The sequence below is a fragment of the Acidovorax sp. ACV02 genome (genome assembly GCF_014851475.1).
Classification (GTDB): Bacteria; Pseudomonadota; Gammaproteobacteria; order Burkholderiales; family Burkholderiaceae_C; genus Acidovorax; species Acidovorax delafieldii.
Map to the genome: position 1 here is coordinate 146,101 of NZ_JACUZU010000003.1, position 24,186 is coordinate 170,286.

25 protein-coding genes and 1 pseudogene are annotated in these 24,186 nt (G+C 66.0%); 10 read left to right on the top strand and 16 right to left on the bottom strand.

The window, feature by feature from the left end; all coding sequences use genetic code 11:
* Positions 1 to 64: 64 nt before the first annotated feature.
* The 4 genes from IB236_RS07960 to IB236_RS07975 form a co-directional block, all read right to left on the bottom strand.
* Positions 65 to 2,602, bottom strand: coding sequence for a PAS domain S-box protein (locus IB236_RS07960; RefSeq protein ID WP_192419953.1), 2,538 nt, complete (start codon positions 2,600 to 2,602; stop codon positions 65 to 67).
* A gap of 1 nt (position 2,603) precedes the next feature.
* Complete coding sequence (locus tag IB236_RS07965; protein WP_192419955.1) at positions 2,604 to 3,416, bottom strand: ABC transporter substrate-binding protein; 813 nt, start codon at positions 3,414 to 3,416, stop codon at positions 2,604 to 2,606.
* A 71-nt stretch (positions 3,417 to 3,487) separates the two neighbouring features.
* Positions 3,488 to 4,264, bottom strand: a complete 777-nt coding sequence (locus IB236_RS07970; protein WP_192419957.1) for an HD-GYP domain-containing protein — start codon at positions 4,262 to 4,264, stop codon at positions 3,488 to 3,490.
* A complete protein-coding gene (locus tag IB236_RS07975; protein WP_116747678.1) occupies positions 4,261 to 4,632 on the bottom strand; it encodes a response regulator transcription factor in 372 nt (123 codons plus the stop codon). Before IB236_RS07975 ends, IB236_RS07970 begins: the two co-directional genes overlap by 4 nt.
* A gap of 148 nt (positions 4,633 to 4,780) precedes the next feature.
* On the opposite strand from IB236_RS07975, the gene IB236_RS07980 reads away from it, so the two are divergent.
* The 5 genes from IB236_RS07980 (at position 4,781) to IB236_RS08000 (ending at position 8,495) form a co-directional block, all read left to right on the top strand.
* On the top strand, positions 4,781 to 5,455 hold the full coding sequence (locus IB236_RS07980; RefSeq protein WP_192419959.1) for an excisionase family DNA-binding protein: 675 nt from the start codon (positions 4,781 to 4,783) through the stop codon (positions 5,453 to 5,455).
* Complete coding sequence (locus IB236_RS07985) at positions 5,452 to 6,186, top strand: response regulator (protein WP_192419961.1); 735 nt, start codon at positions 5,452 to 5,454, stop codon at positions 6,184 to 6,186. Before IB236_RS07980 ends, IB236_RS07985 begins: the two co-directional genes overlap by 4 nt.
* 253 nt (positions 6,187 to 6,439) lie before the next feature.
* Entirely contained in the window at positions 6,440 to 7,207 is a 768-nt protein-coding gene (locus IB236_RS07990; protein WP_192419963.1) for an MHYT domain-containing protein, read from the top strand.
* 73 nt (positions 7,208 to 7,280) lie between these two features.
* Positions 7,281 to 7,970: a glutathione S-transferase family protein gene (locus IB236_RS07995; RefSeq protein ID WP_192419965.1), complete on the top strand. Its 690-nt coding sequence runs from the start codon at positions 7,281 to 7,283 to the stop codon at positions 7,968 to 7,970.
* Between the two features lie 15 nt (positions 7,971 to 7,985).
* Positions 7,986 to 8,495: a low molecular weight protein-tyrosine-phosphatase gene (locus IB236_RS08000; RefSeq protein WP_192419967.1), complete on the top strand. Its 510-nt coding sequence runs from the start codon at positions 7,986 to 7,988 to the stop codon at positions 8,493 to 8,495.
* Positions 8,496 to 8,508: 13 nt separating this feature from the next.
* On the opposite strand, the gene IB236_RS08005 is transcribed toward IB236_RS08000, so the two are convergent.
* The 7 genes from IB236_RS08005 to IB236_RS08035 form a co-directional block, all read right to left on the bottom strand.
* On the bottom strand, positions 8,509 to 9,582 hold the full coding sequence (locus IB236_RS08005) for an XdhC family protein (RefSeq protein WP_192419969.1): 1,074 nt from the start codon (positions 9,580 to 9,582) through the stop codon (positions 8,509 to 8,511).
* A gap of 29 nt (positions 9,583 to 9,611) precedes the next feature.
* A complete protein-coding gene (locus tag IB236_RS08010; protein WP_192419971.1) occupies positions 9,612 to 10,244 on the bottom strand; it encodes a CoxG family protein in 633 nt (210 codons plus the stop codon).
* A 94-nt stretch (positions 10,245 to 10,338) separates the two neighbouring features.
* Entirely contained in the window at positions 10,339 to 11,553 is a 1,215-nt protein-coding gene (locus IB236_RS08015; protein ID WP_192420565.1) for a VWA domain-containing protein, read from the bottom strand.
* 10 nt (positions 11,554 to 11,563) lie between these two features.
* Positions 11,564 to 12,490, bottom strand: coding sequence for a MoxR family ATPase (locus IB236_RS08020; protein ID WP_192419973.1), 927 nt, complete (start codon positions 12,488 to 12,490; stop codon positions 11,564 to 11,566).
* Between the two features lie 109 nt (positions 12,491 to 12,599).
* Complete coding sequence (locus IB236_RS08025; protein ID WP_192419975.1) at positions 12,600 to 13,391, bottom strand: xanthine dehydrogenase family protein subunit M; 792 nt, start codon at positions 13,389 to 13,391, stop codon at positions 12,600 to 12,602.
* Positions 13,392 to 13,402: 11 nt separating this feature from the next.
* Complete coding sequence (locus tag IB236_RS08030) at positions 13,403 to 15,790, bottom strand: xanthine dehydrogenase family protein molybdopterin-binding subunit (protein ID WP_116747688.1); 2,388 nt, start codon at positions 15,788 to 15,790, stop codon at positions 13,403 to 13,405.
* Positions 15,791 to 15,836: 46 nt separating this feature from the next.
* Complete coding sequence (locus IB236_RS08035; protein ID WP_056748178.1) at positions 15,837 to 16,307, bottom strand: (2Fe-2S)-binding protein; 471 nt, start codon at positions 16,305 to 16,307, stop codon at positions 15,837 to 15,839.
* Positions 16,308 to 16,528: 221 nt separating this feature from the next.
* On the opposite strand from IB236_RS08035, the gene IB236_RS08040 reads away from it, so the two are divergent.
* Positions 16,529 to 17,677 (top strand): helix-turn-helix domain-containing protein, encoded by a 1,149-nt coding sequence (locus tag IB236_RS08040; protein WP_082565132.1) that lies wholly within the window; start codon positions 16,529 to 16,531, stop codon positions 17,675 to 17,677.
* 149 nt (positions 17,678 to 17,826) lie between these two features.
* On the opposite strand, the gene IB236_RS08045 is transcribed toward IB236_RS08040, so the two are convergent.
* Positions 17,827 to 18,273 carry a helix-turn-helix domain-containing protein gene (locus tag IB236_RS08045; RefSeq protein ID WP_015015242.1) on the bottom strand — a complete coding sequence of 149 codons (447 nt, stop codon included), beginning with the start codon at positions 18,271 to 18,273 and terminating at the stop codon, positions 17,827 to 17,829.
* Between the two features lie 116 nt (positions 18,274 to 18,389).
* On the opposite strand from IB236_RS08045, the gene IB236_RS08050 reads away from it, so the two are divergent.
* From IB236_RS08050 to IB236_RS08060, 3 genes and pseudogenes are all read left to right on the top strand, one after another.
* Entirely contained in the window at positions 18,390 to 18,854 is a 465-nt protein-coding gene (locus tag IB236_RS08050; RefSeq protein WP_082565140.1) for a DUF2938 domain-containing protein, read from the top strand.
* Positions 18,855 to 18,887: 33 nt separating this feature from the next.
* Positions 18,888 to 19,511 (top strand): annotated as a pseudogene (locus tag IB236_RS08055) (flavodoxin family protein); the annotation flags it as partial.
* Positions 19,508 to 19,738 carry a DUF2798 domain-containing protein gene (locus tag IB236_RS08060; RefSeq protein WP_056748182.1) on the top strand — a complete coding sequence of 77 codons (231 nt, stop codon included), beginning with the start codon at positions 19,508 to 19,510 and terminating at the stop codon, positions 19,736 to 19,738. The pseudogene IB236_RS08055 and the gene IB236_RS08060, both read left to right, overlap by 4 nt.
* 118 nt (positions 19,739 to 19,856) lie before the next feature.
* Here the strand turns inward: IB236_RS08060 and arsB are convergent, their stop codons facing one another.
* Genes arsB through IB236_RS08080 form a run of 4 tightly spaced genes read right to left on the bottom strand, consistent with a single transcriptional unit; the run spans position 19,857 to position 22,296 of the window.
* Complete coding sequence (gene arsB / locus IB236_RS08065; RefSeq protein WP_225581030.1) at positions 19,857 to 20,921, bottom strand: ACR3 family arsenite efflux transporter; 1,065 nt, start codon at positions 20,919 to 20,921, stop codon at positions 19,857 to 19,859.
* Positions 20,918 to 21,424, bottom strand: a complete 507-nt coding sequence (locus IB236_RS08070; protein ID WP_099730904.1) for an arsenate reductase ArsC — start codon at positions 21,422 to 21,424, stop codon at positions 20,918 to 20,920. Before IB236_RS08070 ends, arsB begins: the two co-directional genes overlap by 4 nt.
* A 9-nt stretch (positions 21,425 to 21,433) precedes the next feature.
* Entirely contained in the window at positions 21,434 to 21,937 is a 504-nt protein-coding gene (locus IB236_RS08075) for an ArsI/CadI family heavy metal resistance metalloenzyme (RefSeq protein ID WP_192419977.1), read from the bottom strand.
* Between the two features lie 32 nt (positions 21,938 to 21,969).
* Positions 21,970 to 22,296, bottom strand: coding sequence for a helix-turn-helix transcriptional regulator (locus tag IB236_RS08080; RefSeq protein ID WP_192419979.1), 327 nt, complete (start codon positions 22,294 to 22,296; stop codon positions 21,970 to 21,972).
* A gap of 180 nt (positions 22,297 to 22,476) precedes the next feature.
* Here IB236_RS08080 and IB236_RS08085 point away from each other — a divergent pair, with 180 nt between their 5' ends.
* Positions 22,477 to 24,183, top strand: a complete 1,707-nt coding sequence (locus tag IB236_RS08085; protein ID WP_192419981.1) for an EAL domain-containing protein — start codon at positions 22,477 to 22,479, stop codon at positions 24,181 to 24,183.
* The last annotated feature ends 3 nt before the right edge of the window (positions 24,184 to 24,186 follow it).

The window sequence follows — 24,186 nt, forward strand, 5'->3', positions numbered from 1 at the left end:
GCGCCCCGCCAGCACCCAAAAAAAGCCCTCGTCAGAGGGTTTTTTTTGTGGGCAATACAGCCGTTTATTGCAACGGGGCCGGCATGGTTTCCACATGGCCTCTGGCGGGCAGGATGATGTGAAACGCTGCACCGCTGGCCGGCACGTTCTCGGCAAAGATCCGCCCGCCCATGGCCTCGACGATCTTGCGGCAGATGGCAAGGCCCAGGCCCGTGCCCCCAGATCCATCCTTGGTTTTGCTGGACTGCACAAAGGCCTCAAAAATGCTCTGCAGCTCTGAAGGAGGGATGCCCGGGCCCTCATCCCGTACCACCAGATGCGTCTGGCCCTGCGGGTCCGCGTAGCCCTCCAGGGTGATCGTGCTGCCAGGCGGCGAAAACTTGATGGCGTTGGCCACCACGTTCCGGATCACCTGCTGAAACCGCAACGGGTCGGCCTTGGCCACCAGCGGAAGGTCAGGCATGCGCAAATCCATCATCAGGTGGCTGCGTTCCAGCAAAGGCTCCAGCTCGCGGATCACCGGACGCACTACGCCGCGCAGGTCGATGCGCTCCATGTGGAACGTTCCCACCGTGCTTTCCAGCTTGGACACTTCCAGCAGGTCATTCACCAGCGTGAGCATGCGCTGGCCAGCGGAATGGATGTCTTCAAACATGCCCGCCAGCTTGGGCTGCGCGCGACCACGCAGCATGCCCAGCTCGGCAAAGCCCAGAATGGACTGTAGCGGCGTGCGCAGCTCGTGGCTCATGTTGGCCACAAACTCCGACTTGGTGCGGGATGCCTCTTCGGCCGCGTCACGCGCCTCCCGGGTGGCGCGCTCGGCCTCTCGGAACTCGCTCACATCCATCAGGATGGTGAGCACACCACTGACCTGTCCATGCTCATCGGCAATGGCTGCCTTGGCCAGGCGCGTGTCGCGGCGCGATCCGTCGCCATGGCGTACCTGGGTCTCGACCAGGGCGCGCCCACCCCAGCGCAACAGCTGCCTGTTCGCCGACTCATGCACCTTGACCTCGTCCGGTGGCAGGCACTCGGCAACGGCCTTGCCCAGCACGGTGGAGCGCGTACGGCCCTTGTATTCCTCCCAGGCCTTGTTGACGCGCACGAAACGGTCCTGTGCGTCGGTCACAGAGATGGGCAGCGGATTGGTCTCCAGCAGCAGGTCCTGGAAAGCGATCTGCGCCTGCAGCTGCTGCTGGGCCATCCAGCGCTCGGTTTCATCCACCGCACTGCCTGCAAAACCGATCACACGTCCAGAAGCCACCAGAGGCACCACCGCCACCTGGAACATCATGTCCTTGCCCTCGGCAGAACGGGACACCACCTGGCATACCCGCACTCCATCCGGCGACCGGGGGTCGATGGCCCGGACCACATCATTGCGGCTTTGTGGCTCGACAAGGTCGTGCAGGCGTTTGCCGATGGCACGGTCAGGCGCGGTGCCCGTCATCACAGTCCAATGGGCATTCACGTAGGTGATCACGCCCTGCGCATCGGTGCGAAAAATCAGCTCTTGAACGCTGCGCATCAGCACCGACAGATCCCGCTCGTTGCGGGCAATGCGGGCCTGTGCAGCATCAATGGCCAGCCGCGCCCGCTCGCGCGTGCGCAGGCCACGCCACACTGCAAAGGTCAAGCCCAGCACCAGGGCCACCAGGGCCAGGCCAATACCGATCAGCGCGCGGGCATCCGCCAGCCAGCTTTGCACAGCTGCCCGGTACGAGGTCTCGACCACCACCACCAGCGGCATGGCGGCAGAGGCCCGAAAACTGACGATCTGCCGCTCGCCCAGCACCCCCACTCCCAGGTAGGTGGCGTGCTCTTGCCGGGGCAGGAACTGGCTGAAGACGGGGATGTTGTTCACCCGCGTACCTGCCAGAGCAGCTGCGGCCCCCGAAGTGGCCAACACCTGGCCGTTGTACGAGGTCACCACCGAGTCAAAAACCTCGGACTCCAGCGTCAGGTGCTGAAAGTTGGACAGCGAATCGGGATTGACCAAAGCCACCAGCACCAGCGCCTGCCCGGCTTCGTTCTTGTAGCCGTGCATCACAGGGATAAAAGCGACACCCGCAGGAGCCGCCGCCGCTGCGCCTCCCAGCCGCACACTTTGCAGGCTGCGGCCCGGTGTGAGGCCGCCCTGAACCGTCCGCCCCATGGCCACCAGGGGGCCGAGCTTGGCCAGGTCCACAAAACTCTCGGCATCGCCGGACTGGGTGCTGGCGACCACTCGCCCACCGGCATCCACCACGGCCAGCCCCCGAAGAAATGACAGCGCCGCCAGCGCCTGGCCCAGGGCATCTTGCATACGCCGGGGTTCCGAGGCCACCGTCGTGAGGGCTGGCGATGTGGCCAGCGACTCCAGCGCCAGTTCGGCCGTCTGCATGGTGCGCGTGGCCTGATCCTCCAGCACCCGCGCCAGCATGGCGGCATGGTTCTGGTGGCTGGTACGCACCGTGCGAAAGTCGTTCACGGCCAACGCGCCGACGGCCACCAGTGCCGCCAATGCCGACAGCCCTCCGGTGATGAGGACCAGATGGCTGGTCTGCAACACCCACGCGCGCAGCCTGGTCCAGACCGAGGGGAGCGCCTGGAGGTCGGCCATATCAGCGCACCACGATGGCGTTCAGGCCATTTTGAGAGGCCGCGCGCTGCAGGCGGCCGTCGGCCTTGATGCGCGCCACGAAGGCATCCACCGTAGCCAGCCAGACGGCATCGCCGCGCTTGACTGCATAGCCATAGGGCAACACCGAAAATGGTTCGGGAGACTCGATGAGCCGGGCCCAGTCGGCGTTGTCCATCAGGCGCCGGCTGTAGGGGTAGTCGGTCATGAACACGTCAATGCGCCCGGCCGTCAGTTCGCGCTCGCGGGTAGCGGGCAGCTGGATGCGCACCAGCGTGGCCTGCTTGAGGCGCTGGGCCATGATGGGTTCCATGAACGTGCCTGCCTGCACGCCCACCAACACACCCGGCTTGTCAATGTCGGCCCACTGCTTGATGACCGTGTTGGATTTGGTGGTGATGCCGTAAATGTCGCTGCGCATGTAGGGCTGGGTAAAAGCCAGCTTTTCCATCCGCTGGGGCAGCATGCCAATGGCAAACATGGCCACATCGCAACGGTCCTGGTTCAGGTCGTCAATGAGGGTGGGAAAAGAAGAGTCCACATATTCGACCCTGGCCTTGAGGTCGCGCGCCAGCTCGGCAGACAGGTCGATGTCGATACCCCCGAGTTGCTGCGTACGCGGGTGCCTGTAGGTCACGCCGTAGTAGTCCGGCCAGACACACACACGCAACACCGACTGGCTCTGGACCCGCTCGGCCACAGGCCCCGCCAGCGCGCTGGTCGCACACACGGCCAACGCCACGCGGGTGACGGTCAAAGCCCACGGTTTCAGCCACTGCATCATCGTCATCATCATTGAGAATCCTTGGATCAATAACACCACCGTGCCCGCAGTGGCCTGCCGCTGAGCGGTCAGAAAAAAGGGGATCAGGGCGCGTCGATCAGTGCATCAAAAGACGGACATTCCTGCGTGATCTTGCACCGCAGCGCATCGATGGCTTCAGCATGCGCCAAAAATGTGTCCACGATCACCGGGTCGAAAGCACGGCCGCGCTCGGCCGCCAGCATCTCCAGCGCCACCGGCACCGCAAAGGCGGGGCGGTACACCCGGTCCATGGTCAGCGCGTCAAAAAAATCCACCACGGCGGTGATGCGGCCCGACAAAGGAATCGCCTCGCCCGACAGGCCCGCCGGGTAGCCCTGGCCGTCGTAGCGCTCGTGGTGCGTGAGCGCCACCTCGGCCGCCATGCGAAACACTGGAATGTGCGAACGCCCCAGGATCTCGGCACCCATCGCGGCGTGGCAGTTCATGGTCTGGCGCTCTTCTGGGGTGAGCTTGCCGGGCTTCTTGAGCACGCTGTCGGGGGTGCCGATCTTGCCGATATCGTGCATGGGCGCGGCCTTGCGCAGCATGCGTGCGTAGCCCACCGTCTGCCCCAGAGCCAGGGCCAGGGCCTCGGCCAGGTAGCCGATGCGCACGATGTGCACGCCGGTGTCGTCGTCCTTGAGGTCAGCCGCAGCCGACAGGTGCAACAGTGCGGCATGGTGCGCGCGGGTGACCTCGCGCAGGGCTTCGTTGCGCTCTCGGTACATGCGTCCGAAATCGCGCACAAACCGCTCCATCTGCGCCGCCGCGGCCTCGTCAAAGCAGCGCGTGTCTGGCGGCACCTGGGACGCAGGCTCCAGCAATGGCAGCGAGGTCAATGCGCTGCCTCCATGCGGTAGATGGTTTCCAGCACCTGCAGGGTGCTGAAGGGCTTCATCAGGTAGTCGTCGGCCCCCGCCGCGAAGCCTGCTGCCCTGTCGTCCGACTGCACCCGGGCCGTCAACATGATCACCTTGGTGTGGCGCATGCCCGGGTCGGACTTGATGCGGCGGCAGACGTCCAGGCCGTTCAGGGTGCCAGGCATCATCACATCCAGCAGCACGATGTCGGGCTGCAACTCGCACGCCAGCACCCAGCCCGCATCGCCCGTAGCGGCTTCGTGGATCTCAAAGTCATCAAACTCCAGCGTCATCTTGAGCAGTTTGCGGATATCGATGTGGTCTTCGACGATCAGGATCTTTTTCATGGCGGTAGCCTTTGTGGGGCCGGGAATCGGCTTGGAATACAAAAAAACACGTTTTAACGTGATTTCTTGCCATTGATTGAATCATATCAATCATTTTTATCAAATGCAAGTCGGGTAAAAATTAAAATTAGGAGAAAATGCGCGATCTATGCAATCTGACAATTCCCTCGCGGAGCACGCCATGGCCGACCACTACACCACGCTGGAAGTCGCCAAGATGCTGGGCATGGCCGTGCGGTCGGTTCAGCTGATGGTGGACCGCAACGAACTTGAGGCCTGGAAGACCCCTGGCGGGCACCGCCGCATCTCGCGTGCATCGGTGGAACGCTGGATGACCGCCCATGGCGCCGGTGGCGCTGCCCAGGCACCCGCCGTCGGCACTCCGGTCGCCGCCCGCCCGCCCCTGGCCGCACCGGTGGCACCTGCCAAAGGGCGTGCACCACAAATCCTGCTGATCGAGGACTCCATCCATTTCCAGAACCTCGTGGGCCTCATCGTGCAGCAGCACCTGCCAGGAGTGCAGTTGCATGTGGCGAACGATGGCATCACCGGCCTTGCGCTCTATGGGCAGATTCAGCCCGAGGTGCTGATCGTGGACATCCTGCTGCCAGGCATCGACGGCGCCGCCCTGATCACCACGCTGCGCTCGCACCCCCAATTTGCGCGCAGCCACCTCATCGTGGTCACCTCGCTCGACGAGCAACAGCGCGAGCCGTATGCATTTGCCTTGCAGGGTGTGAAGGTGATCCACAAGCCCCGGCTGGTGGCCGAGTTACCTAGCGCTCTGGCCGCGTGCATTCCACAGGCCCAGGTATCCGCATGAGCGCGCCCAAGGTCCTGCTCGTGGAAGACGACAGCTCCATCGCACGCTTTGTGCAGATGGCGCTCGAGGAACTTCCCATCGAGCTGGTGACCTGCGCCAACGTGCCTGACGCCATGCAGGCGCTGCATGCGGGGGGCGTGGAACTCATCATTACGGACCTCATGCTGCCGGGCGAGTCCGGCATTGACCTGGTACAGCGGCTGCTGCAAGAGCCTGTGCACGAAAGCCGAATTCCGGTGGCGGTATTCAGCGCGGGCCTGACGCCGCCAGTGCGCGAGCAACTCCAGGCCATGAAGGTGTGGCGCATGCTGTCCAAACCTGCATCGGTGGCAGAGCTGGAGGCCTGTGTAACCGATGCGCTGGCGCTGGTGGCGGATACCCCTGCCAATGCGCCAGCCACAACAGCCACGCCTGCCGATGAAGCGGCCGACGATGAGGCTAAGGCCATTGCCACCCATTTTGCGGGCGACGAGTTTCTGTTCAAGGCCTACCACGCCAGTTGCCTGCAACAGTTCCCTACCGACGTGCGGCAAGGTGACGCGGCCAGCGCAGCGCAAGACTGGCCGGCGCTGCGGCGCCTGGCACACAGCCTGGCCACCGTGCTGCTCACCCTGGGCCATCCGACGCAGAGCGTGCGCGCCCGCCAGCTGGAAAACGCAGCCGCCCAGTCTGCCGCAGAGGCATGCCAGGAACATTGGCGCATGCTGCGCGCTTTCCTGCTGCAGCTCTGATCCAACGCCAGCAGCCTGGCTGGCTGAACACCCTTGCCTTGAGAGCCCCGATGGCGGGCGATTGACCCACCCCATCGCCGTCTCCGGAAGGCGAATGTGAAGACCCATGAACAAGCCGGGGTGGGCTCTTCTTTCTGAAACATAACCATTCAGAGCAAAAAATAACCAATTGGTCTAATATAGAAACAATTGGTTTCAATCGCCTCAGATGCGGTGTGAAGCTCTCCTCCACCCCCGTCTCAGGCAGCTCTCCATGGACCCCACCGTCGTTTCCGAATACCGCCCCCACCTTGTCGCCATCTCGTTCGCATTGGCGTTCATTGGTTCATTGATCGCACTAATGGTCACACGCCGCATCCGCCACAAGGACGGATCGCTCAACCGCGCAGCGACTTTGACGGCCGGCGTGGCGCTGGGCGGCATCGGGGTGTGGTCCATGCACTTTGTGGGTATGGTGGCTCTGCGGCTGGACGTGGCCAGCAGCTACGGCATCGTTGAAAGCGCGGTGTCTCTGCTGGCGGCCGTGGTCTGCACCTCGGCTGCACTCAGCGTGGTGTCCAAGGCACCCCGGGAACTGACACGGATTCTGGGCGCAGGACTGCTGCTGGGCCTGGGTGTGGCGGGCATGCACTACCTGGGCATGTACGGCATGAAGATTGGCGGCTACATCCACTGGGACCTGCGCACCGTGGCGCTGTCGGTGCTGATTGCGGTGGCAGCAGGCACGGCCGCCCTGTGGCTGGCCTTCAACACCCGCAGCATGGCCAGCCGCACAGGAGCCGCTCTGCTGATGGCCGCCGCCGTGTGCGCCATGCACTACACCGGCATGGGCGCGGCCGAGTTCGTCTGCACCACCCCCAACCGCTTTGCCACCGTGCAGGGCGTCGGGCTGGTCAGCTCGCTGGGCCTCGGCCCCATCGTGGCCGCCTGCGCATTTGCCATGGCCGTGCTGATTTCGGTGGATCTGTATGTGCAATGGATGCAACGCTCCATCGGGCAGCAGCGCCGCCGTACGGCCTGAGCCAGACGGCACCCGCGCAAAACAAGGGCTGCACCAGGGTGCATTCGGCCCACTCTTCAATAAGATGGCGACCATGATCACCCTGCACCACCTCGAAACCTCGCGCTCGCAACGCATACTCTGGCTGCTGGAAGAGCTGGGTGTGCCCTACGAGCTCAAGATCTACGCGCGCGACAAGGCCACCAAGCTGGCCCCGCCTGCGCTCAAGGCCATTCACCCCCTGGGCAAGTCGCCAGTCATCACCGATGGCGACGAAGTGATTGCCGAGTCGGGCGCCATCATCGAATACCTGGTGGAAACCTATGGCGAGCAGGCCCGGGGCGACCTGGCCCACCTGCAGCCAGCACCCCGCACCGCCGAGCACCGCCAGTGCCGCTTCTGGATGCACTATGCCGAGGGCTCGCTGATGAACTGGCTGGTGATGAAGCTGGTGTTCAAGACCATCCCTACCCAGCCCATGCCGTTCTTTGTGAAGCCCATTGCACGCGCCCTGTGCGGTACGGTGCAGCAAAAGCTCATCGACCCCAACGTGGACACGGCGCTGGCGTTCATTGAAGAGCACCTGGGCACCCACCGCTGGTTTGCGGGGGAGCACCTGACCATGGCGGACTTTCAGATGAGCTTTGCGGTGGAGGCGCTGATGTCACGCGCCAACGACGCAAGCCGCTGCCCGCACCTGCAGGCCTACCTGGAACGCATGCACGCACGCCCGGCCTACCAACGGGGCATCGCCAAGGGCGGCCCGGTGGTGATCGAGGCCTGAACGCACGCTACCTCCATGTCTCGCTACGCGATTCTCTTCGTGTGCATGGGCAACATCTGCCGTAGCCCCACAGCCCACGGCGTGTTCCGCCACAAAATCACCCACAGCGGCCTGGCGCACAGTGTGGTGGTGGACTCGGCAGGCACGCACAACTACCACCCCGGCGAGCCGCCCGACACCCGCACCCAGCGCCACGCGGCGCAGCGCGGTTATGACCTTTCGGACCTGCGGGCACGGCAAATCATTGATGCCGACTTTGCCCGCTACGACCTGATCCTGGCCATGGACTGGGACAACCTGGCCCTGGCGCAGGACCTTTGCCCGCCCGCACACGCGCACAAGCTGCGGCGCATGACGGAGTTCTGCCTGCAGTTCGACAGCCCGGTGGTGCCTGACCCGTACTACGGCGGCAGCCAGGGGTTTGAGGAGGTGCTGGACCTGGTGGAAGACGCCTGCGAAGGGCTGCTCAGGCACGTGCAGCGGCAACTGCAGGCGCAGGCGCAGGAACCCAAAGCCCGGCACTGACCTGACAGCGTGGCTACCGCACTCCGCACACCAGAGCGCCGGGGTCGTTGTGCGCCTGCTCGCGGTCGTTCTTGGCCTGGGCCACTTCCATGTCGCGCGGCAGGGTCACGCCGTTCTTCACGGCCAAAATTTCGGCCATCACGCTCACTGCAATCTCGGGCGGTGTCTTGCTACCTATGTAGATGCCAATGGGCCCGCGCAGGCGCTGCAGGCTGGCTTCGGTCTGGTCAAAGTGCTCGATCATGCGGGCGCGCCGCGCCTCGTTGTTGCGGCGCGAGCCGATGCCGCCCACGTAGAACGCCTCGGTGCTCAGCGCCTCCAGCAGCGCCAGGTCGTCCAGCTTGGGGTCGTGCGTGAGGGCCACCACGCAGGTGCGGCGGTCGGGCTTGAAGGCCAGCACCACATCGTCGGGCATGTCGCTCACCACGGTGGCACCCGGTACGCTCCAGCTGCCCCGGTACTCCTCGCGCGGGTCGCACACCGTCACGGCAAAGCCGTTGAACAAGGCCATGGTGGCCAGGTACTCGGTGAGTTGCCCTGCACCGATCAGCAACATGCGGTACTCGGGCCCGAAGGTGTTGGTGAGCTGCTGTGCATCCACCTTCAGATCCTCGGGTGCCTGCGCAGGCGCCAGGGTCACGGCGCCATCGGACAGGCACACGGTGCGCTGCACCAGGCGCCCAGCGGCCAGCTGGGCAATCAAATCGGCCAGCAGCGCGGGATCAGGGTCGTATTCCAGCAGCAGCTCCAGCGTGCCGCCACAGGGCAGGCCAAAGCGGTGGGCCTCGTCGGCGCTGATGCCGTATTTGACAAACGATGGCGGCCCGCTGGGGATGCGGTGCTCGGCACCGTCTGCCGCAGCGCCCGCCTGGGCATAAGCGCGGGTGTGGCGGTCGATCAGGTCGTCCTCAATGCACCCGCCCGACACCGAACCCACCACCGCGCCGTCTTCGCACAGCGCCATGATCGAGCCCACCGGCCGTGGCGACGAGCCCCACGTGCGCACCACCGTGGCCAGCAGCGCACGGCGCCCTGCGGCACGCCAGCCCTGCAGCGTGCGCAGCACGACGACGTCCAAATTTTCCATGACTCACTTCCTTCCGGTACCCATAGCACTCAACCCCGATTGAACCACCAGGCCAGCAGTACGAGGGCCGCCACGCCAACACCCCACATCCACGCAGGGATACCGCCGCCCTGGGTGGCACTCCCCCCTTCCACGGTGCCTGGCTGAGTGACGGCATCGGCACTGGCTGCTGCATCTGCCGGGGGGGCTTCAGCACGCGGAAAGCGGCGCTGCATCTCGTCGTCAAACCGTTTGAAGAAGTCTTCGGCCATGCTCTTGGCGGCGCCGTCGATGAGGCGCTGGCCCAGCTGCGCGATCTTGCCGCCCACCGAGGCATGCACGGTGTAATGCAGCTCGCAGCTGGCCTGCCCCGCCGCATCGGGGGGTAACGGCACCAACTTGACCTGGGCATTGCCCTTGCCAAAGCCCGCCACGCCGCCGGAGCCGTCGAAGGCGATGTTGTAGCTCTCGGGCGGCACGATGTCGGACAGCGTGATCTTGCCCGCAAACTTGGCCGACACGGGCCCGATCTTGAGCGCCATGGCCACCGAATACTGGTTCTCGGCCGTGGGCTCGACCTTGTCGCAGCCGGGAATGCACAGCTTGAGCACCTCAGGGTCGTTGAGCGCCTCCCAGGCCTGTTGCTGGCTGACGGCAAGGGTTCGGCTGGCTTGCATTTCCATGGTGGGTCCTCTCGGTCTTCAATGGGTGTGGATGTTGTGGGAATTCAATCGGTCCGCTGCGTGGCTGGGCTCGATGCGGTACGGGGCCGCGCCCTCATTGCCGCAACACGCTTGCCAGGCTGGCGGCCAGGTCCTTCAGGTGGCTCAGGTTGTGCACGGCCACCATGCCGTGGGCCTGGCGGTGCAGGGCCGACGCACCGCGCGCCGTGGGGGCATACCCCTCGTAGCGCAACAGCGGGTTGAGCCACAGCAGGCGGCCACAGTGGCGACGCAGCCAGGCCAGCTCGCGCTCCAGCACCTCGGGGGCGCCCGTGTCGAGCCCGTCGCTGATCAGCAGCACCAGCGTGCGCCGCCCCACCAGGCGCCGCGCATGCTGCAGGCGCAACTGGCCCAGGCTGTCGCCCATGCGGGTGCCGCCCGCAAAGTCGGTGATGGCATGGCTGGCCGTCTCCAGCATGGCGTCGGTGTCGGCCAGGCGGAAGGCGGGCGTGAGGTCGGTCAAGCCAGTGCCAAAGGCAAACACGTCCCGGCGCACGGCAGCCCCGGTGTGGCGCGGCGCGGTGGCGGCGTGCAAGAAGGCCAGCAACAAACGCGCGTAGCGCTCCATCGAGCCCGACACGTCCACCAGCACCAGCAGCGGCAGCGGTTGCTGGCGGCGCTGCAGCAAGGGGATGTGCAGCACCTCGCCCCCACTGCGCGCCGCATGGTGCATGGCGCCGGGCCAGTGCGGGCGGCTGCCGCGCACACCCGGCCGGGTGCGGCGGGCCGCAAAGCGCGGCAAAGGCAAAGGCACGTCGCGTGCCAGGCGCTCCACCAGGATGTATTCGCTGGCCGAGAGCTGGTTGAAGTCCGCCTGCCGCAGGCGCTGCAGGTCACTGGCCGTCATGGCGGCATCGAATTCGATCTTGTCTTCTTCGCGTGCGGGCGGCGCGTTGCCTGCAGCACGCACGGGCGCCAGTGCCTCGCTCACGCGCGGGCGGCGTTTGACGGGCTCGGCCTTGGACTCGGCGCTGGGCAGCATCTGTGCCAGCAGCTTTTGTGCGACGTTGGGGTTGCGAAAGTAGGCATCGAACAGCTCGCGGAACACCATGCGGTCTTGCTCGCGGCTGACCAGCACGGCCTCCAGCGCAGCACCGAAGTCCTCGCGCTGCAGGCCCACCAGCATCACCGCCTGCTGGGCCAGCGCCATGCGGGCCGCATCCACCCGCACGCCAGCGCGGCGCAGCGTGCGGCCAAAGCCGCTCAGGTTGTCGGCCAGCTTGCCGGTGCGGGCATCGCCGAGTTGGGAGAACATCGCGCCCTCGGCCATCGGGCGGCTTTCATGCATCGGCATCGGCGGGTTGCAGCAACTGCACCGCCATGTCGCGGGTGAGCGCAGCCACATCCTCCCGCTGCTTGAACAGGATGCCTGCGGTATCGGACACCACCTCGGGGTCCACCACGATGGTGTCGAGCGCCACCAGCGCCTTGGCCCATTCCACGCTCTCGGCAATGCCCGGCGCGCGCTGGAAGGCGTTGGCAAACGGCTGGCTGCGCAGCCGCCCCACGAACTCTGCCACCTGCACGGCCAGCGCCTCGCTGGCACCGGGCACCTGCGCGCGGACGATGGCCAGCTCGCGCTCGCGCTCGGGGTAGTCCAGCCAGTGGTACAGGCAGCGGCGCTTGACGGCGTCGTGCAGATCGCGCGTGCGGTTGCTGGTGAGCAGCGTGACCGGTGTGGCCGTGGCGCGCACCGTGCCGATCTCCGGGATGCTGACCTGGTACTCGCCCAGGTATTCGAGCAGGAAGGCCTCAAAGGGCTCGTCGGCGCGGTCCACCTCATCGATCAGCAGCACGGCGCCCGGCGCTGGCGCCTGCAGTGCCTGCAGCAAGGGGCGGCGGATGAGGTAGCGGTCCTGGTACACCTCGCGCTCCACCTGCGCCATGTCGGCACTGCCCTGCCCTTCCGCTGCCCGCATGTGCAAGAGCTGGGCGGCGTAGTTCCACTCGTACAACGCCTCGCGCTGCTCCAGGCCGTCGTAACACTGCAGGCGAATGAGGCTGCGCGACAGCACTTCCGAGAGGGCTTTGGCCAGCGCCGTCTTGCCCACGCCAGGCTCGCCCTCCAGCAACAAAGGCCGCTGCAGCTTGAGCGCCAGAAACACCGCAGTGGCCAGGCGACGGTCGGCAAAATAGCCCACGCTTTGCAGGGCCTGCACCAGGGCGTCGATGGAAGCCGGAACCGGCGCGGCGTTCAACGAGTTCATTGCTATCCAATTCATAGCTGCCAGCGCATATTTCTCTAGCGCCTGCAGCCAATTTCAATCAAAGACCCGCCACCGGGTGCCGTACCACGGTGGCGGGGTTGCCTTCACGTCATCCCAGCATCTGCTGCACAGCGCGCTGCGTTTGCACGCTGATGAGATTGGCGCGGTAGGCGGCACTGGCGTGGATGTCGGCGTTCAGATCGTTCGCGTCGATCTTCACGCTGGCAGCCGACTGCGGGGTGAAAGTCTGGTTGAGCGCTGCCTCCAGCCCCGCATGGCGGAACACGCTGCTGGCCGCACCGGTCACGGCCACGCGCACGCCGCTGTCGGTTTGCGCCACAAACACCCCCACCAGCGAGAAGCGCGAAGCCGCCTGCTTGAACTTCATGTACGCAGCGCGTTTCGGGATCGGGAAGCGGATGGCGGTGATGATCTCGCCCTCCTCCAGCGCCGTGGTGTACATGCCCACAAAGAAATCGTCGGCCTTGATCTCGCGGCGGTTGGTGATGACCGTGGCGCCCAGGCCCAGCACCGCACTGGGGTAGCAGGCGGCAGGGTCGTTGTTGGCCACCGAGCCGCCCAGCGTGCCGCGTGCACGCACCTGGCGGTCGCCAATGTGGGCGGCCAGGTCGGCCAGCGCAGGGATGGCGGATTTCACATCCGCACTGGATGCCACGTCGGCATGGCGCGTCATGGCGCCGATGACCAGCGCGTTGCCCTCGCGGCGGATGCCCGCCAGCTCGGCAATGCTGTTCAGGTCCACGATCTTTTCAGGGTTGGCCAGGCGCAGCCGCATGGACGGCAGCAGGCTTTGCCCGCCCGCGAGCAGTTTGCCGCCCTGGGCGATGAGCTGCGCGGCAGCGGCGGTGGAGGAAGGCGCTTCAAAAGTGAATGCGTACATGGTGGATCTCCTTATGCCTTGGCGTGTTGAATCGCTTCCCAGACGCGGTGCGGCGACGCGGGCATGTCGAAGTCCTTCACACCCAGGTGTCGCAGCGCATCCAGCACGGCGTTGATCACCGCCGGTGGCGAGCCAATGGCCCCGGCCTCGCCGCAGCCCTTGGTGCCCAGCGGGTTGTGCGTGCAGGGGGTGCACACATGGCCCAGTTTGAACTCGGGGAAGTCATCGGCGCGCGGCATGGCGTAGTCCATGAAACTGCCGGTGAGCAGCTGACCCGTTTCGCGGTCGTACACGCAGTTCTCCAGCAGCGCCTGGCCAATGCCCTGCACCAGTCCGCCATGCACCTGCCCTTCGACGATCATGGGGTTGATGATGGTGCCGAAGTCGTCCACCGCCGTGAACTTGTCCACCCGTGTGTGCCCGGTGGCGGGGTCCACCTCGACCTCGCAGATGTACGTGCCTGCCGGGAAGGTGAAGTTGGTCGGGTCGTAGAACGCGGTTTCGTTCAGGCCCGGCTCCAGCACGTCCAGCGGGTAGTTGTGCGGCACATAGGCTGCCAGCGACACCTGGCCGAACGGGATCTTCTTGTCGGTGCCACGCACCGTGAATTCGCCATTCGCAAAGTCGATGTCGGCATCGCTCGCTTCCATCAGGTGCGCAGCAATCTTTTTGGCCTTGGCCTCGATCTTGTCCAGCGCCTTCATGATGGCCGCGCCGCCCACGCTGATGGAGCGTGAGCCATACGTGCCCATGCCGAACGGCACGCGGCCCGTATCGCCGTGCACGATGTCCACGTTCTCCACCGGGATGCCCAGGCGCGCGGCCACCACCTGCGCAAAGGTGGTCTCATGCCCCTGACCGTGGCTGTGCGAGCCGGTGAACACCGTCACGCTGCCGGTGGGGTGCACACGCACCTCGCCGCATTCGAACAGCCCTGCGCGTGCGCCCAGGGCGCCGGCGATGTTGGACGGCGCGATGCCGCAGGCCTCGATGTACGACGAATACCCAATGCCCCGCAGCAGCCCCTTGGCCGCGCTGGCGGCCTTGCGCTGCTCGAAGCCCGCCACGTCGGCCAGCTTGTTCGCCCCATCCATGCAGGCCTGGAAGTCGCCGGTGTCGTACTGCAGCGCAACCGGCGTCTGGTACGGGAAGGCCTTGATGAAGTTGCGGCGGCGGATCTCGTCCTGCGGCAGTCCCATCTCCCACGCGCAGCGGGTGACCAGGCGCTCCAGCAGGTAGGTGGCCTCAGGGCGACCTGCGCCCCGGTAGGCGTCCACCGGTGCGGTGTTGGTGAACCACGAGTCCACCTCCACATACACCTGCGGTGTGCTGTACTGCCCCGCCAGCAGCGTGGCATACAGGATGGTGGGCACCGCGCTGGCAAAGGTGCTGAGGTAGGCGCCCAGGTTGGCGTGGGTGTGCACACGCAGCGCCAGGAACTTGCCGTCCTTGTCCAACGCCATCTCTGCGTGGCTCACGTGGTCGCGGCCGTGGGCATCGCTCAAGAACGCCTCGCTGCGGTCGGCCACCCACTTTATGTTGCGGTTGAGCTTTTTGGACGCCCAGGTCAGGCACACGTCTTCGGCGTACAGATAGATCTTGGAGCCAAAGCCGCCGCCCACATCGGGCGCAATCACGCGCACCTTGTGCTCGGGCAGGCCCATCACAAACGCCGTCATCAGCAGGCGCTCGACGTGCGGGTTCTGGTTGCTGACGTACAGCGTGTATTCATCGCTCGCGCGGTTGTAGCTGCCGATGGCGGCACGGGGCTCCATGGCGTTGGGGATCAGGCGGTTGTTGATCAGATCGAGCTGGGTGACATGCGCTGCGTTGGCAAACGCGGCGTCCACGGCGCCCTTGTCGCCGATGGCCCACTTGAAGCAGTGGTTGTCAGGCGCGATGTCGTGCAGCGCCGCACCGGTCACGGCGCCCGATGCGGCGTCGGCCACATTCACCACGGCGGGCAGCACGTCGTAGTCCACCTCTACCAGCTCGGCCGCATCGCGTGCCTGCTGCTGGGTCAGCGCCACCACCATGGCCACGTGGTCGCCCACATAGCGCACCTTGCCCTGCGCCAGGATGGGGTGTGGCGGCTCCTTCATGGGCTGGCCGTCAGTGCTGGTAATGAGCCAGCCGCAAGGCAGGCCGTTGATGTTGTCGGCGGCCACGTCGGCACCGGTGAACACGCCCAGCACGCCGGGCGCGGCTTTGGCAGCGTCAATGTTGATGCTGTTGATCTTGGCGTGGGCGTGCGGTGAGCGCACGAACACCGCATGGCTCTGCGCGGCCAGCACCACGTCGTCGGTGTACTGGCCCGCGCCGGTCAGGAAGCGGTAGTCTTCCTTGCGCTTGAGCGATTCGCCGATGTGCGGCAGCTTGGAAAAGTCGGATGCACCCATGGTCTTGTCTCCTTGGATTGTTCTGGCGTGGGAACGGCGGGCGCGCTCAGGCGCCGGCCATGGCCTTCTGGCCGACCTGCACTGCGCGCACGATGTTCTGGTAGCCGGTGCAGCGGCAGATGTTGCCTTCGAGCAGCTCGCGGATCTCGCCTTCGCTGGCGTTCGGGTGGTTCTTGCACAGGTCCACCGCACTCATCACCATGCCCGGCGTGCAGAAGCCGCACTGCAGGCCATGGCACTCCTTGAACGCCGCCTGCATGGGGTGCATGGTGCCGTCAGGGGTGGCCATGCCTTCAATGGTGGTCACCTCGGCCCCCTGGGCCTGGACCGCCAGCATCGCGCAGGATTTGACGGCCCGGCCGTTCACATGCACCGTACACGCCCCGCACTGGCTGGTGTCGCAACCCACGTGGGTGCCAGTGAGCAGCAGGTGCTCTCGCAGCGCATGGACAAGCAGGGTATTGGGGGGGACGTCAACACTGGCAGCGCGCCCGTTGACCGTGAACTGGACTTGCATCTGGCTGTCTCCTGGAGTGGTTTTGGCTGGATAGGAGCGCGCTCACGATCTCGCGGAGGGGATCGGGATCACGCTCATAGCTCGCGCATCTTCTGCCGCGCCCCACGCCCCATCCCTAGGGACAACCCTAGATTTCCGGGGCCCCTGGCTGGATATTCTCAAAATGAAACATGCTGCAATGCACACCGGCGCATGATGCGAGCCACCTGGAGCCCATTCACATGCTGATCTCCGCGCCCCACCCCGCTGCTGACCGCCACGCGCTGATTGCGCAGGCGCGCCAGAGCCTGCTGTCCGACGGTGCAGCGCCCGTGCGCGCCGAGGTGGAGCCGTGGATTGCGCGATCCTGGCAACGCTGCCTGGCGCGGGGCCTGGAGCCCACGCGGCGCGTGGCGTTTGACGCCGTCAGCGCGACGGCGCTGCGCCACAGCCAGGAGCAGAACCACCACCTGCTGCGCGCTGCCCGGCCGGTGCTGGAGCAGCTGACCCGGGCCATTGCGGGCATGCGCTACTTCGCCATGCTCACCGACGCACGCGGCATCGTGGTCGATGTGCAAGGCCATTGCGACCGGAGCGACCCGCGCGCCAGCGCCATTGGCCGCGTGGGCATTGATTTATCGGAAGCAGCAGTGGGCACCACCGCCATCGGCGCCGCACTGGAAGAGCTGCAGCCTGTGTGGTTGCACCGGGGCGAGCATTTTTTTGACGACAACGCCAGCTACAGCTGCGCCGGAGCGCCGCTGTTCGACCCCCAGGGCCGCTGCATGGGCATGCTGGACCTGACGGGTGTGGATGTGCCCGAACGGCCCGAGCTGCGCCACCTGGTGGCCCGGTCGGCCCGCGCCATGGAAGACGCACTGCTGCTGCAACTGCCCCATGCCCTGCTGCTGCGCGTGAACTGGCCGGGCTGCCCGCTGGGCGGTGAAGGCGACGGCCTGCTGACGCTGGACGCCGACGGCTGCGTGGTGGGTGCCAACAGCATGGCCCGCCAGCTGGTGCCGCAGCCCCTGCGCACCCCCGGCCTGCCCGGCGCCCGGACCCACTGCGGCGACCTGCTGGCCATGCCCTGGACCATGCTGTTCGACGCGGCCCGCCAGCAGCGCCGGGAACCGCTGGATTTGCCGCTGTGGTCGGGCCTGCGGCTGCACGCGCTGGCGCAGCTGCCTGCGCACGCCCGCACCGTGGGCGACACCCACACAGCGGCGGTGCCAGGCATTGCATCCGCGCCCGCCCCGCTGCGCGAGGCCGAAGTGGCCATGATCCGCCGCGCGGTGCAGGAAGCGCGCGGCAACGTGGCCGAGGCGGCGCGCGCGCTGGGCATCAGCCGCGCCACGGTGTACCGCAAGCTCGGCGCCCCCAAAGGCGGGTGACGGGCCCGCGCCGCTGCCCACACCGTCGTGCAGGCGCCCGGCGACTCCATGTCAAGCCCTATTGGCCGATAGCGCTAGTGCAATATGCCTGAATAGCTATCAAATAGATAGCAATCAAGTCACCCACAAACCAGGGCGCGTTGGGCAGCTCAGGCACGCGGCCGGCGCAGCCCCACCACCGGCTGCGCGCTGCGCCGCTGCTGACGCTCCAGCGCTCCGTCAGCGGCGGCTTTCAGCAGCCGCTGGAAGGACGGGCACTGGGCGTGGCTCTCGGCCGGGCAGGCGGCCGCGTGCCGCAGCCCATTGCTCATGGCCTTGAGGCGCTTGACCATAGTGTCGAGTTCGTCGGCCTTGCTTGACAGCAGCTGCCGGTCGATGTTCGGCTCGCCACTGGGCAAGAACATGGACCGGATGTCGTCCAGCGAGAAACCGGCCGATTGCCCCAGCGCAATCAGCGCCAGCTGGTCCATCACGCCGGGCGCAAACCGGCGGCGCTCCCCCGGTTGCCCCACCGACTGGATCAAGCCCTTCTCTTCGTAATACCGCAGCGTGGACGCCCGCAGCCCGGAGCGTTTGGCGACTTCGGCAATGTCCATGAAAAAACCTCTTGACCTCAAGTTGACTTGAACTTCTATATTCCGTTCAAAACCTTCTCCCGTCAACTTTCCGAGGTGTTTTGATGACTCTCTCACTGCAAGACATTCCCCTCGCCATGCTCCTGGGCATCGGCGCCACCGCCGTCATGGATGCCTGGCTGTTGCTGCTCAAAAGGCTGGGGGTGCCCACGCTCAACTTCGCTTTCATCGGCCGCTGGGTAGGCCACCTGGTGCGCGGGCAAGTCGCCCACGCAGCCATCGCAAAGGCAGCCCCGGTGCGCGGCGAACTGGCCTGGGGCTGGCTCACGCACTACGCCGTGGGCGTGGCCTTTGCCGGGGTGCTGCTGTCCCTGCAGGGCGCTGCCTGGGTCCACAGCCCCACCCTGTGGCCCGCGCTGGCCGTGGGCATGGGCACCGTGGCGGCGCCGCTTTTGGTGATGCAGCCCGCCATGGGCTCGGGCTTTGCGGCATCGCGCACACCGACCCCGCTCAAGAACTGCCTGCGCAGTTTGGCCAACCACACCGTGTTTGGCCTGGGCCTGTATCTCTCCGCGCTGGTCATCGCACTGATTTCACGCTGACCTGTCCCGCGCCTTCTCCCCCGAAATCACTCCCAAGGAACCCACACCATGCAACACATTGCCACCGTTTATCACAGCGCCCACGGCCACACCGCACACATTGCCCACCACGTGCTGGACGGCGCACGCTCTGTGCCGGGCGTCCTCGCCGAACTGCTCCGCGCCGACGACCTGGCGCAGGCACCCGACCGCCTGCTGCGCTACGACGGCGTCATCCTGGGTTCGCCCACCTACCTGGGCGGGGTGTCCGGGCCGTTCAAGACCTTCATGGATGCCACGGGCCGCCTGTGGAAAACGCAGCAGCTCAAGAACAAGCTGGCGGCGGGCTTTACCGTGTCGTCACTGCCGGCGGGCGACAAGCAGTCCACGCTGATGTCGATGTGGGTGTTTGCCATGCAGCACGGCATGGTGTGGGTGGGCAATCCCATCCTGCCCGAGCAACACGCCGGGGTGCCGTATGACGAGGCGGCCAACCGCCTCGGCTCCTGGTCGGGCCTGATGGCGCAGGCAGGCCACGGGGCGGCCGCCGATGCCTTTGTACCCGGCGACACCAAGACCGCCCGCATGTTCGGCCAGCACTTTGCGGAGACACTGCAGCGCCTGGGCGGTGTTGGAGGTGCCGCCGCACGCCAGCCTGGCGAAGAGGTGGCAGCATGATCCCCGCCCGCTATGGACCGGTGCTTTTCAGCTTGATCTTGTCGGGTGTGATGTCGCTGCTGGTGTCGGGCATCTCCACCTTTCGCGCGCTGCAACCGCAGCAGGACTTTGTGAGCCTCTGGACAGGCGCCTGGCTCACAGGGTGGCTATTCGCCTTCCCGGCGGTGATGCTGGCAGCGCCGCTGGCCCGCAAGGCGGTGGCGTTGCTCACCACCGCCAAGGGCTGAGCACCTGCGAGCGGCTGACAAAACTCAGCGAAGCGGCCCTGGCTAGGCGTTTCGCCGCAGGCAGTACAAGCAGTACGACAAGGCGAGACAACGACGCCAGGGGAGTTTTGTCAGTCGCTCACGCCCGCTCGTACCAGCCCTTGCTGCGGTTGACGAGGTGCACCACCAGCAGCATCACCGGCACCTCGATCAGCACGCCCACCACGGTGGCCAGCGCGGCACCGGAGTGAAAGCCGAACAGGCTGATGGCGGCGGCCACCGCCAGCTCGAAAAAGTTGGAGGCGCCGATCAGTGCCGATGGGCAGGCCACGCTGTGCTTCTCCCCCACCGCGCGGTTGAGCCAGTAGGCCAGCCCCGCGTTGAAAAACACCTGGATCAGGATGGGCACGGCCAGCAGCGCAATCACCAGTGGCTGCTGCAGGATGGCTTGGCCCTGGAACGCAAACAGCAGCACCAGCGTGGCCAGCAATGCGGCGATGGACCAGGGCCCCATGCGCGCCATGACGGCCTCGAACACCGCCTGCCCTTGGGCCAGCAGCGACCGGCGCAGCCACTGGGCCAGCACCACCGGGATCACGATGTAGAGCACCACCGAGGTCAGCAGGGTGTCCCACGGCACGGTGATGGCCGAGATGCCCAGCAAGAACGCCACCAGCGGCGCAAACGCAACCACCATGATGCTGTCGTTCAGCGCCACCTGCGACAGCGTGAACAGCGGGTCGCCGCCCGTGAGGCGGCTCCATACAAACACCATGGCCGTGCAAGGCGCAGCCGCCAGCAGGATGAGGCCTGCGATGTAGCTGTCCAGTTGGTCCGCAGGCAGGTAGGGCGCAAACCAGTGGCGAATGAACAGCCAGCCCAGCAACGCCATCGAAAACGGCTTGACCAGCCAGTTCACCACCAGCGTCACGCCAATGCCCCGGGCGTGCTTGCGCACTTCGCCCAGCGCACCGAAGTCCACCTTCACCAGCATGGGGATGACCATCACCCAGATCAGCAGGCCCACGGGCAGGTTGACCTTGGCGATCTCCATGCGGCCCACCGCCTGAAACACTGAGGGGAAGAATTGCCCGAGCGCAATGCCCACCACGATGCACAACAGCACCCACACGGAGAGGTAGCGCTCGAACACGCTCATGGGGGCCGGGAAGGCGGCTCCGGCCGGGTTGCACTGCACCGTCATGGCGTGGCGGCGGCACGCGACAGCTCGCGCGCGGTGTGCTGCAGCAGGGTCTTTTCGAGCTTGTCAGCAGGCAGGTTGATGAGCAGCTCCAGCCGCTGGTGGATGGCGTGCAAGGTCTTGCGGAAAGCCTCGCGCTTTTCATCGTCCGTGCCTCCCCCTGCGGACGGGTCGGCGTAGCCCCAGTGCGCAGTGGCGGGGTGGCCGGGCCAGATGGGGCAGACTTCGCCGGCCGCGTTGTCGCAGACGGTGATGATGAGGTCCATCACGGGTGCTCCCTGGGCGGCAAACTCGTCCCAGCTTTTGCTGCGCAGGCCTTCGGTCGAGATGCCCGCGGCACGCAGCACCTCCAGGCCCAGCGGGTTGGGTTGCTGGTTGTCGCGCGGGCTGCTGCCCGCCGAGTACGCGTGGAACCGGCCCGGTGCCATGTCGTTGAGCAAGGCCTCGGCCAGGATGCTGCGGGCCGAGTTGTGGGTGCAAAGAAAAAGAACGTTCAAAGCGGTCATGCGGCGCTCTCAGCAGCAGCTGGTTTTGGCGGTTGTGGCCGTGGTCGGGCCGCAGCACGCCGCCCGAGGGGCCGCAGGTGCAGGGGCTGCCACCGCCGCTGGCGCGCAGCAGGCGCCCGCAGATGAAGACGGTGTGGCTTCGTTGAAGACGGGGATGTCGCCCAGGGTGTGAAAGTGCTCCCAGGCAATGCCCTGCGGGTCGGTCACCCAGTGCTTTTCGCTGCGGGCGTAGCAGCAGGTGGTGTTGCCCTCGTCGAGCAAGGCCATGTCGGCGGCCTCGGCGCGCGCCTTCAGTTCGGCCAGCTCCTGAGCGTCGTCGGTCTGCATGCCAAAGTGGTCCAGACCTGGCTTGGCGCCGCGCGTGGAGATGGCGAAATTGACGCGCGGGTCCTCCAGCATCCACTTGGCATAGTCCGCCTCCACCCGCGTGGGGGCGGCAGCAAACAGCTTGGAATAGAAGGCGATGCTTTGGGCCAGATCATCGACATGCACATGGGCGTGGAAGCGTTTCATGGGGTTCTCCTTGGGGCAACGGTGAGGAACGGTCAGCAATGGCAGGAAGCAACCGCGCCGTCAGGGGTACAGGCCTGGCCTTCGCAGCAGTTTTCGGTGAGGTAGGCCAGCAGCGCATTCATGGTGTCGAACGCGGCGCGGTAGATGAGGTTGCGGCCCTGTCGCTCCTGGCTGATGAGCCCGGCATGCGACAGCTCCTTGAGGTGAAAAGACAGGGTGTTGGGCGCCACCTCCAGCTGGGCGGCCAGATCACCGGGGGTCAGCCCCGCAGGGCCCGCCACCACCAGCGCACGAAAGACCCGCAAGCGGACCTCCTGGGCCAGGGCTGCGAGGGCACGGACAACATCGGTTTCTTGCATGGATCGATAATACAACGATTGTTGAATTATTGAAAATGGCATCCAAAAAATCACTGGAAACCCACGCCCTTCCCAGATGGCAGCCAATCGCCCGGGAGCACGCACCCGCCACAGGCTGTTACGCGTTGGCCCCGCCCCACGGTCGTATGATGACCCGCATACAAAAAAGGGCGGGAGCACGTGGACGATTTGGTTTCAATCTGGCAGGGCGCCATGCAGGTGTTTGTGGTGGGGTTTCCGCCACTGCTGCAGAGCCTGCTGTTCTGGGTTTTTGCGGCACTGGTCGTGCACGTGTGCCAGCAGTTGGTGGAGCACACCGCGTATTCCGTGGACCCGTCCAGCCGCCGCATCAGCGCATCGCACGCAGCCCTGTGCATTGGCTCCATCGTGTGGGCGCTGGATGTGGTGGGCCTGTTCCTGTACAACGAGCTGTCGCACCATGTGCTGGAGCTGGTGCCCGCGCTCAGCGGCCTGGTCATCATGGTGGTGAGTGCGCGGCTCACCATCCCCACCCTCAGCACCGGCGCCAGCAAACGCCGCATTGCGCTGGCCAGCTTGTGGCTGGCGATGGGCACGCTGGCAGGGCACTTCACCATCACCAGCAGCCACGTGCAGAGTTTCGGGCAGATCAACCTGCCAGCCACTGCGCTGTCGCTGGGCATTGCCACCGGCATTTCGTGCTACTGCGCCATCCGCCATCGCGCCGCCAAGCTCAGTGTACTCACCCCCCGCTACCGGGCCCAGAACTGGGCGGACAAGCTGCTGTGCGGCGGCGCGATCCTGGTGCTGCACTGGCTGTTGGTCAACACCTTTGCCATGCACCTGGGCGACCCCGAGGGTGCGTCCGATGGCGCCGCGCTGCTCTTCGTGATGCTGGTGTTTGCGATGGCGGTGGCCATGGAGCATCTGAGCAACCTGCGCTCGGACGCGGGACGCCAGCAGCTGCTGCGGCGGGGGTTGTCGATGATGCGCACCTCGGCATTGGCCCACAACGCCCACAGCGATATTCAGCAGTCGCTGATTGCCGACCACCTGGACCGCCTGCTGCATCCCGACAACCTGGCCCTGCATTTCCAGCCCATCATCCACACCCAGCGCAGCGGGGTACAGCTGGAGGCGCTGCTGCGCCTGACCGACACCACCCTGGGCCGCATCAACCCCGAAACCTTCTTGCTGGTGTGCGAGCTGCAGGGCAAGACGGCGGAGGTGGACCGCATGATTGTGTGCAACGCACTCGACCATCTGTGCCACTGGCGAGCGCAGGGGATGGACGCAGTGTCCATCAGCGTCAATGTGGCGCCAGTCACGCTGATGCACGAAAGCTTCGCGCCGTGGCTGGGCCTGCAGTTGGCCCAGCGCGCCCTGCCCCCGCGCACCCTGAAGCTCGAAATGACTGAGCATGCCGTCATTGCGCTGGGGCCCCAGATGGTGGCGGCCATCAGCGCGCTGAGCGCCCTGGGCGTGGCTGTGCTGATGGACGACTTTGGCGCCGGGTATTCGTCCCTGGGCATGCTGGCCGAGCTACCGATTGCCGGCATCAAATGCGACCGCCTGTTCGTACGCCAGCTGCCACACGACCGCCGCCGCCAGAAGCTGCTGCGGCACATCAGCTCCCTGGCGCGGGACCTGGGCCTGTCGGTGGTGGTTGAAGGCGTGGAGACGCCCGAAGAGCTGCGGGCCCTCGCGGCCGCCGGGCTGCACCACATCCAGGGCTACCTGTTCAGCCGCCCCATTGCAGCGCCTGACGTGCCCAATTGGCACCGAACGCAACTGCAGTCGCAGCGTGCCGCATTGCAAGCACTGCTGCACACGCCGGGCAGTGGCCGGGACAGCGATACCTCTTTTGTGCCCACGCAACCCAGCACGCCCTGGGCCTCGGGGGCATGACCC

Bases quoted from the DNA above. Each gene is read 5' to 3' on its own strand.
- IB236_RS07960 (WP_192419953.1), bottom strand. From the start codon at position 2,602: ATGGCCGACCTCCAGGCGCTCCCCTCGGTCTGGACCAGGCTGCGCGCG.
- IB236_RS07965 (WP_192419955.1), bottom strand. From the start codon at position 3,416: ATGATGATGACGATGATGCAGTGGCTGAAACCGTGGGCTTTGACCGTC.
- IB236_RS07975 (WP_116747678.1), bottom strand. From the start codon at position 4,632: ATGAAAAAGATCCTGATCGTCGAAGACCACATCGATATCCGCAAACTG.
- IB236_RS07980 (WP_192419959.1), top strand. From the start codon at position 4,781: ATGCAATCTGACAATTCCCTCGCGGAGCACGCCATGGCCGACCACTAC.
- IB236_RS07985 (WP_192419961.1), top strand. From the start codon at position 5,452: ATGAGCGCGCCCAAGGTCCTGCTCGTGGAAGACGACAGCTCCATCGCA.
- IB236_RS07990 (WP_192419963.1), top strand. From the start codon at position 6,440: ATGGACCCCACCGTCGTTTCCGAATACCGCCCCCACCTTGTCGCCATC.
- IB236_RS07995 (WP_192419965.1), top strand. From the start codon at position 7,281: ATGATCACCCTGCACCACCTCGAAACCTCGCGCTCGCAACGCATACTC.
- IB236_RS08000 (WP_192419967.1), top strand. From the start codon at position 7,986: ATGTCTCGCTACGCGATTCTCTTCGTGTGCATGGGCAACATCTGCCGT.
- IB236_RS08005 (WP_192419969.1), bottom strand. From the start codon at position 9,582: ATGGAAAATTTGGACGTCGTCGTGCTGCGCACGCTGCAGGGCTGGCGT.
- IB236_RS08010 (WP_192419971.1), bottom strand. From the start codon at position 10,244: ATGGAAATGCAAGCCAGCCGAACCCTTGCCGTCAGCCAGCAACAGGCC.
- IB236_RS08015 (WP_192420565.1), bottom strand. From the start codon at position 11,553: ATGGCCGAGGGCGCGATGTTCTCCCAACTCGGCGATGCCCGCACCGGC.
- IB236_RS08020 (WP_192419973.1), bottom strand. From the start codon at position 12,490: ATGAACTCGTTGAACGCCGCGCCGGTTCCGGCTTCCATCGACGCCCTG.
- IB236_RS08025 (WP_192419975.1), bottom strand. From the start codon at position 13,391: ATGTACGCATTCACTTTTGAAGCGCCTTCCTCCACCGCCGCTGCCGCG.
- IB236_RS08030 (WP_116747688.1), bottom strand. From the start codon at position 15,790: ATGGGTGCATCCGACTTTTCCAAGCTGCCGCACATCGGCGAATCGCTC.
- IB236_RS08035 (WP_056748178.1), bottom strand. From the start codon at position 16,307: ATGCAAGTCCAGTTCACGGTCAACGGGCGCGCTGCCAGTGTTGACGTC.
- IB236_RS08040 (WP_082565132.1), top strand. From the start codon at position 16,529: ATGCTGATCTCCGCGCCCCACCCCGCTGCTGACCGCCACGCGCTGATT.
- IB236_RS08045 (WP_015015242.1), bottom strand. From the start codon at position 18,273: ATGGACATTGCCGAAGTCGCCAAACGCTCCGGGCTGCGGGCGTCCACG.
- IB236_RS08050 (WP_082565140.1), top strand. From the start codon at position 18,390: ATGCTCCTGGGCATCGGCGCCACCGCCGTCATGGATGCCTGGCTGTTG.
- IB236_RS08060 (WP_056748182.1), top strand. From the start codon at position 19,508: ATGATCCCCGCCCGCTATGGACCGGTGCTTTTCAGCTTGATCTTGTCG.
- arsB (WP_225581030.1), bottom strand. From the start codon at position 20,921: ATGACGGTGCAGTGCAACCCGGCCGGAGCCGCCTTCCCGGCCCCCATG.
- IB236_RS08070 (WP_099730904.1), bottom strand. From the start codon at position 21,424: ATGACCGCTTTGAACGTTCTTTTTCTTTGCACCCACAACTCGGCCCGC.
- IB236_RS08075 (WP_192419977.1), bottom strand. From the start codon at position 21,937: ATGAAACGCTTCCACGCCCATGTGCATGTCGATGATCTGGCCCAAAGC.
- IB236_RS08080 (WP_192419979.1), bottom strand. From the start codon at position 22,296: ATGCAAGAAACCGATGTTGTCCGTGCCCTCGCAGCCCTGGCCCAGGAG.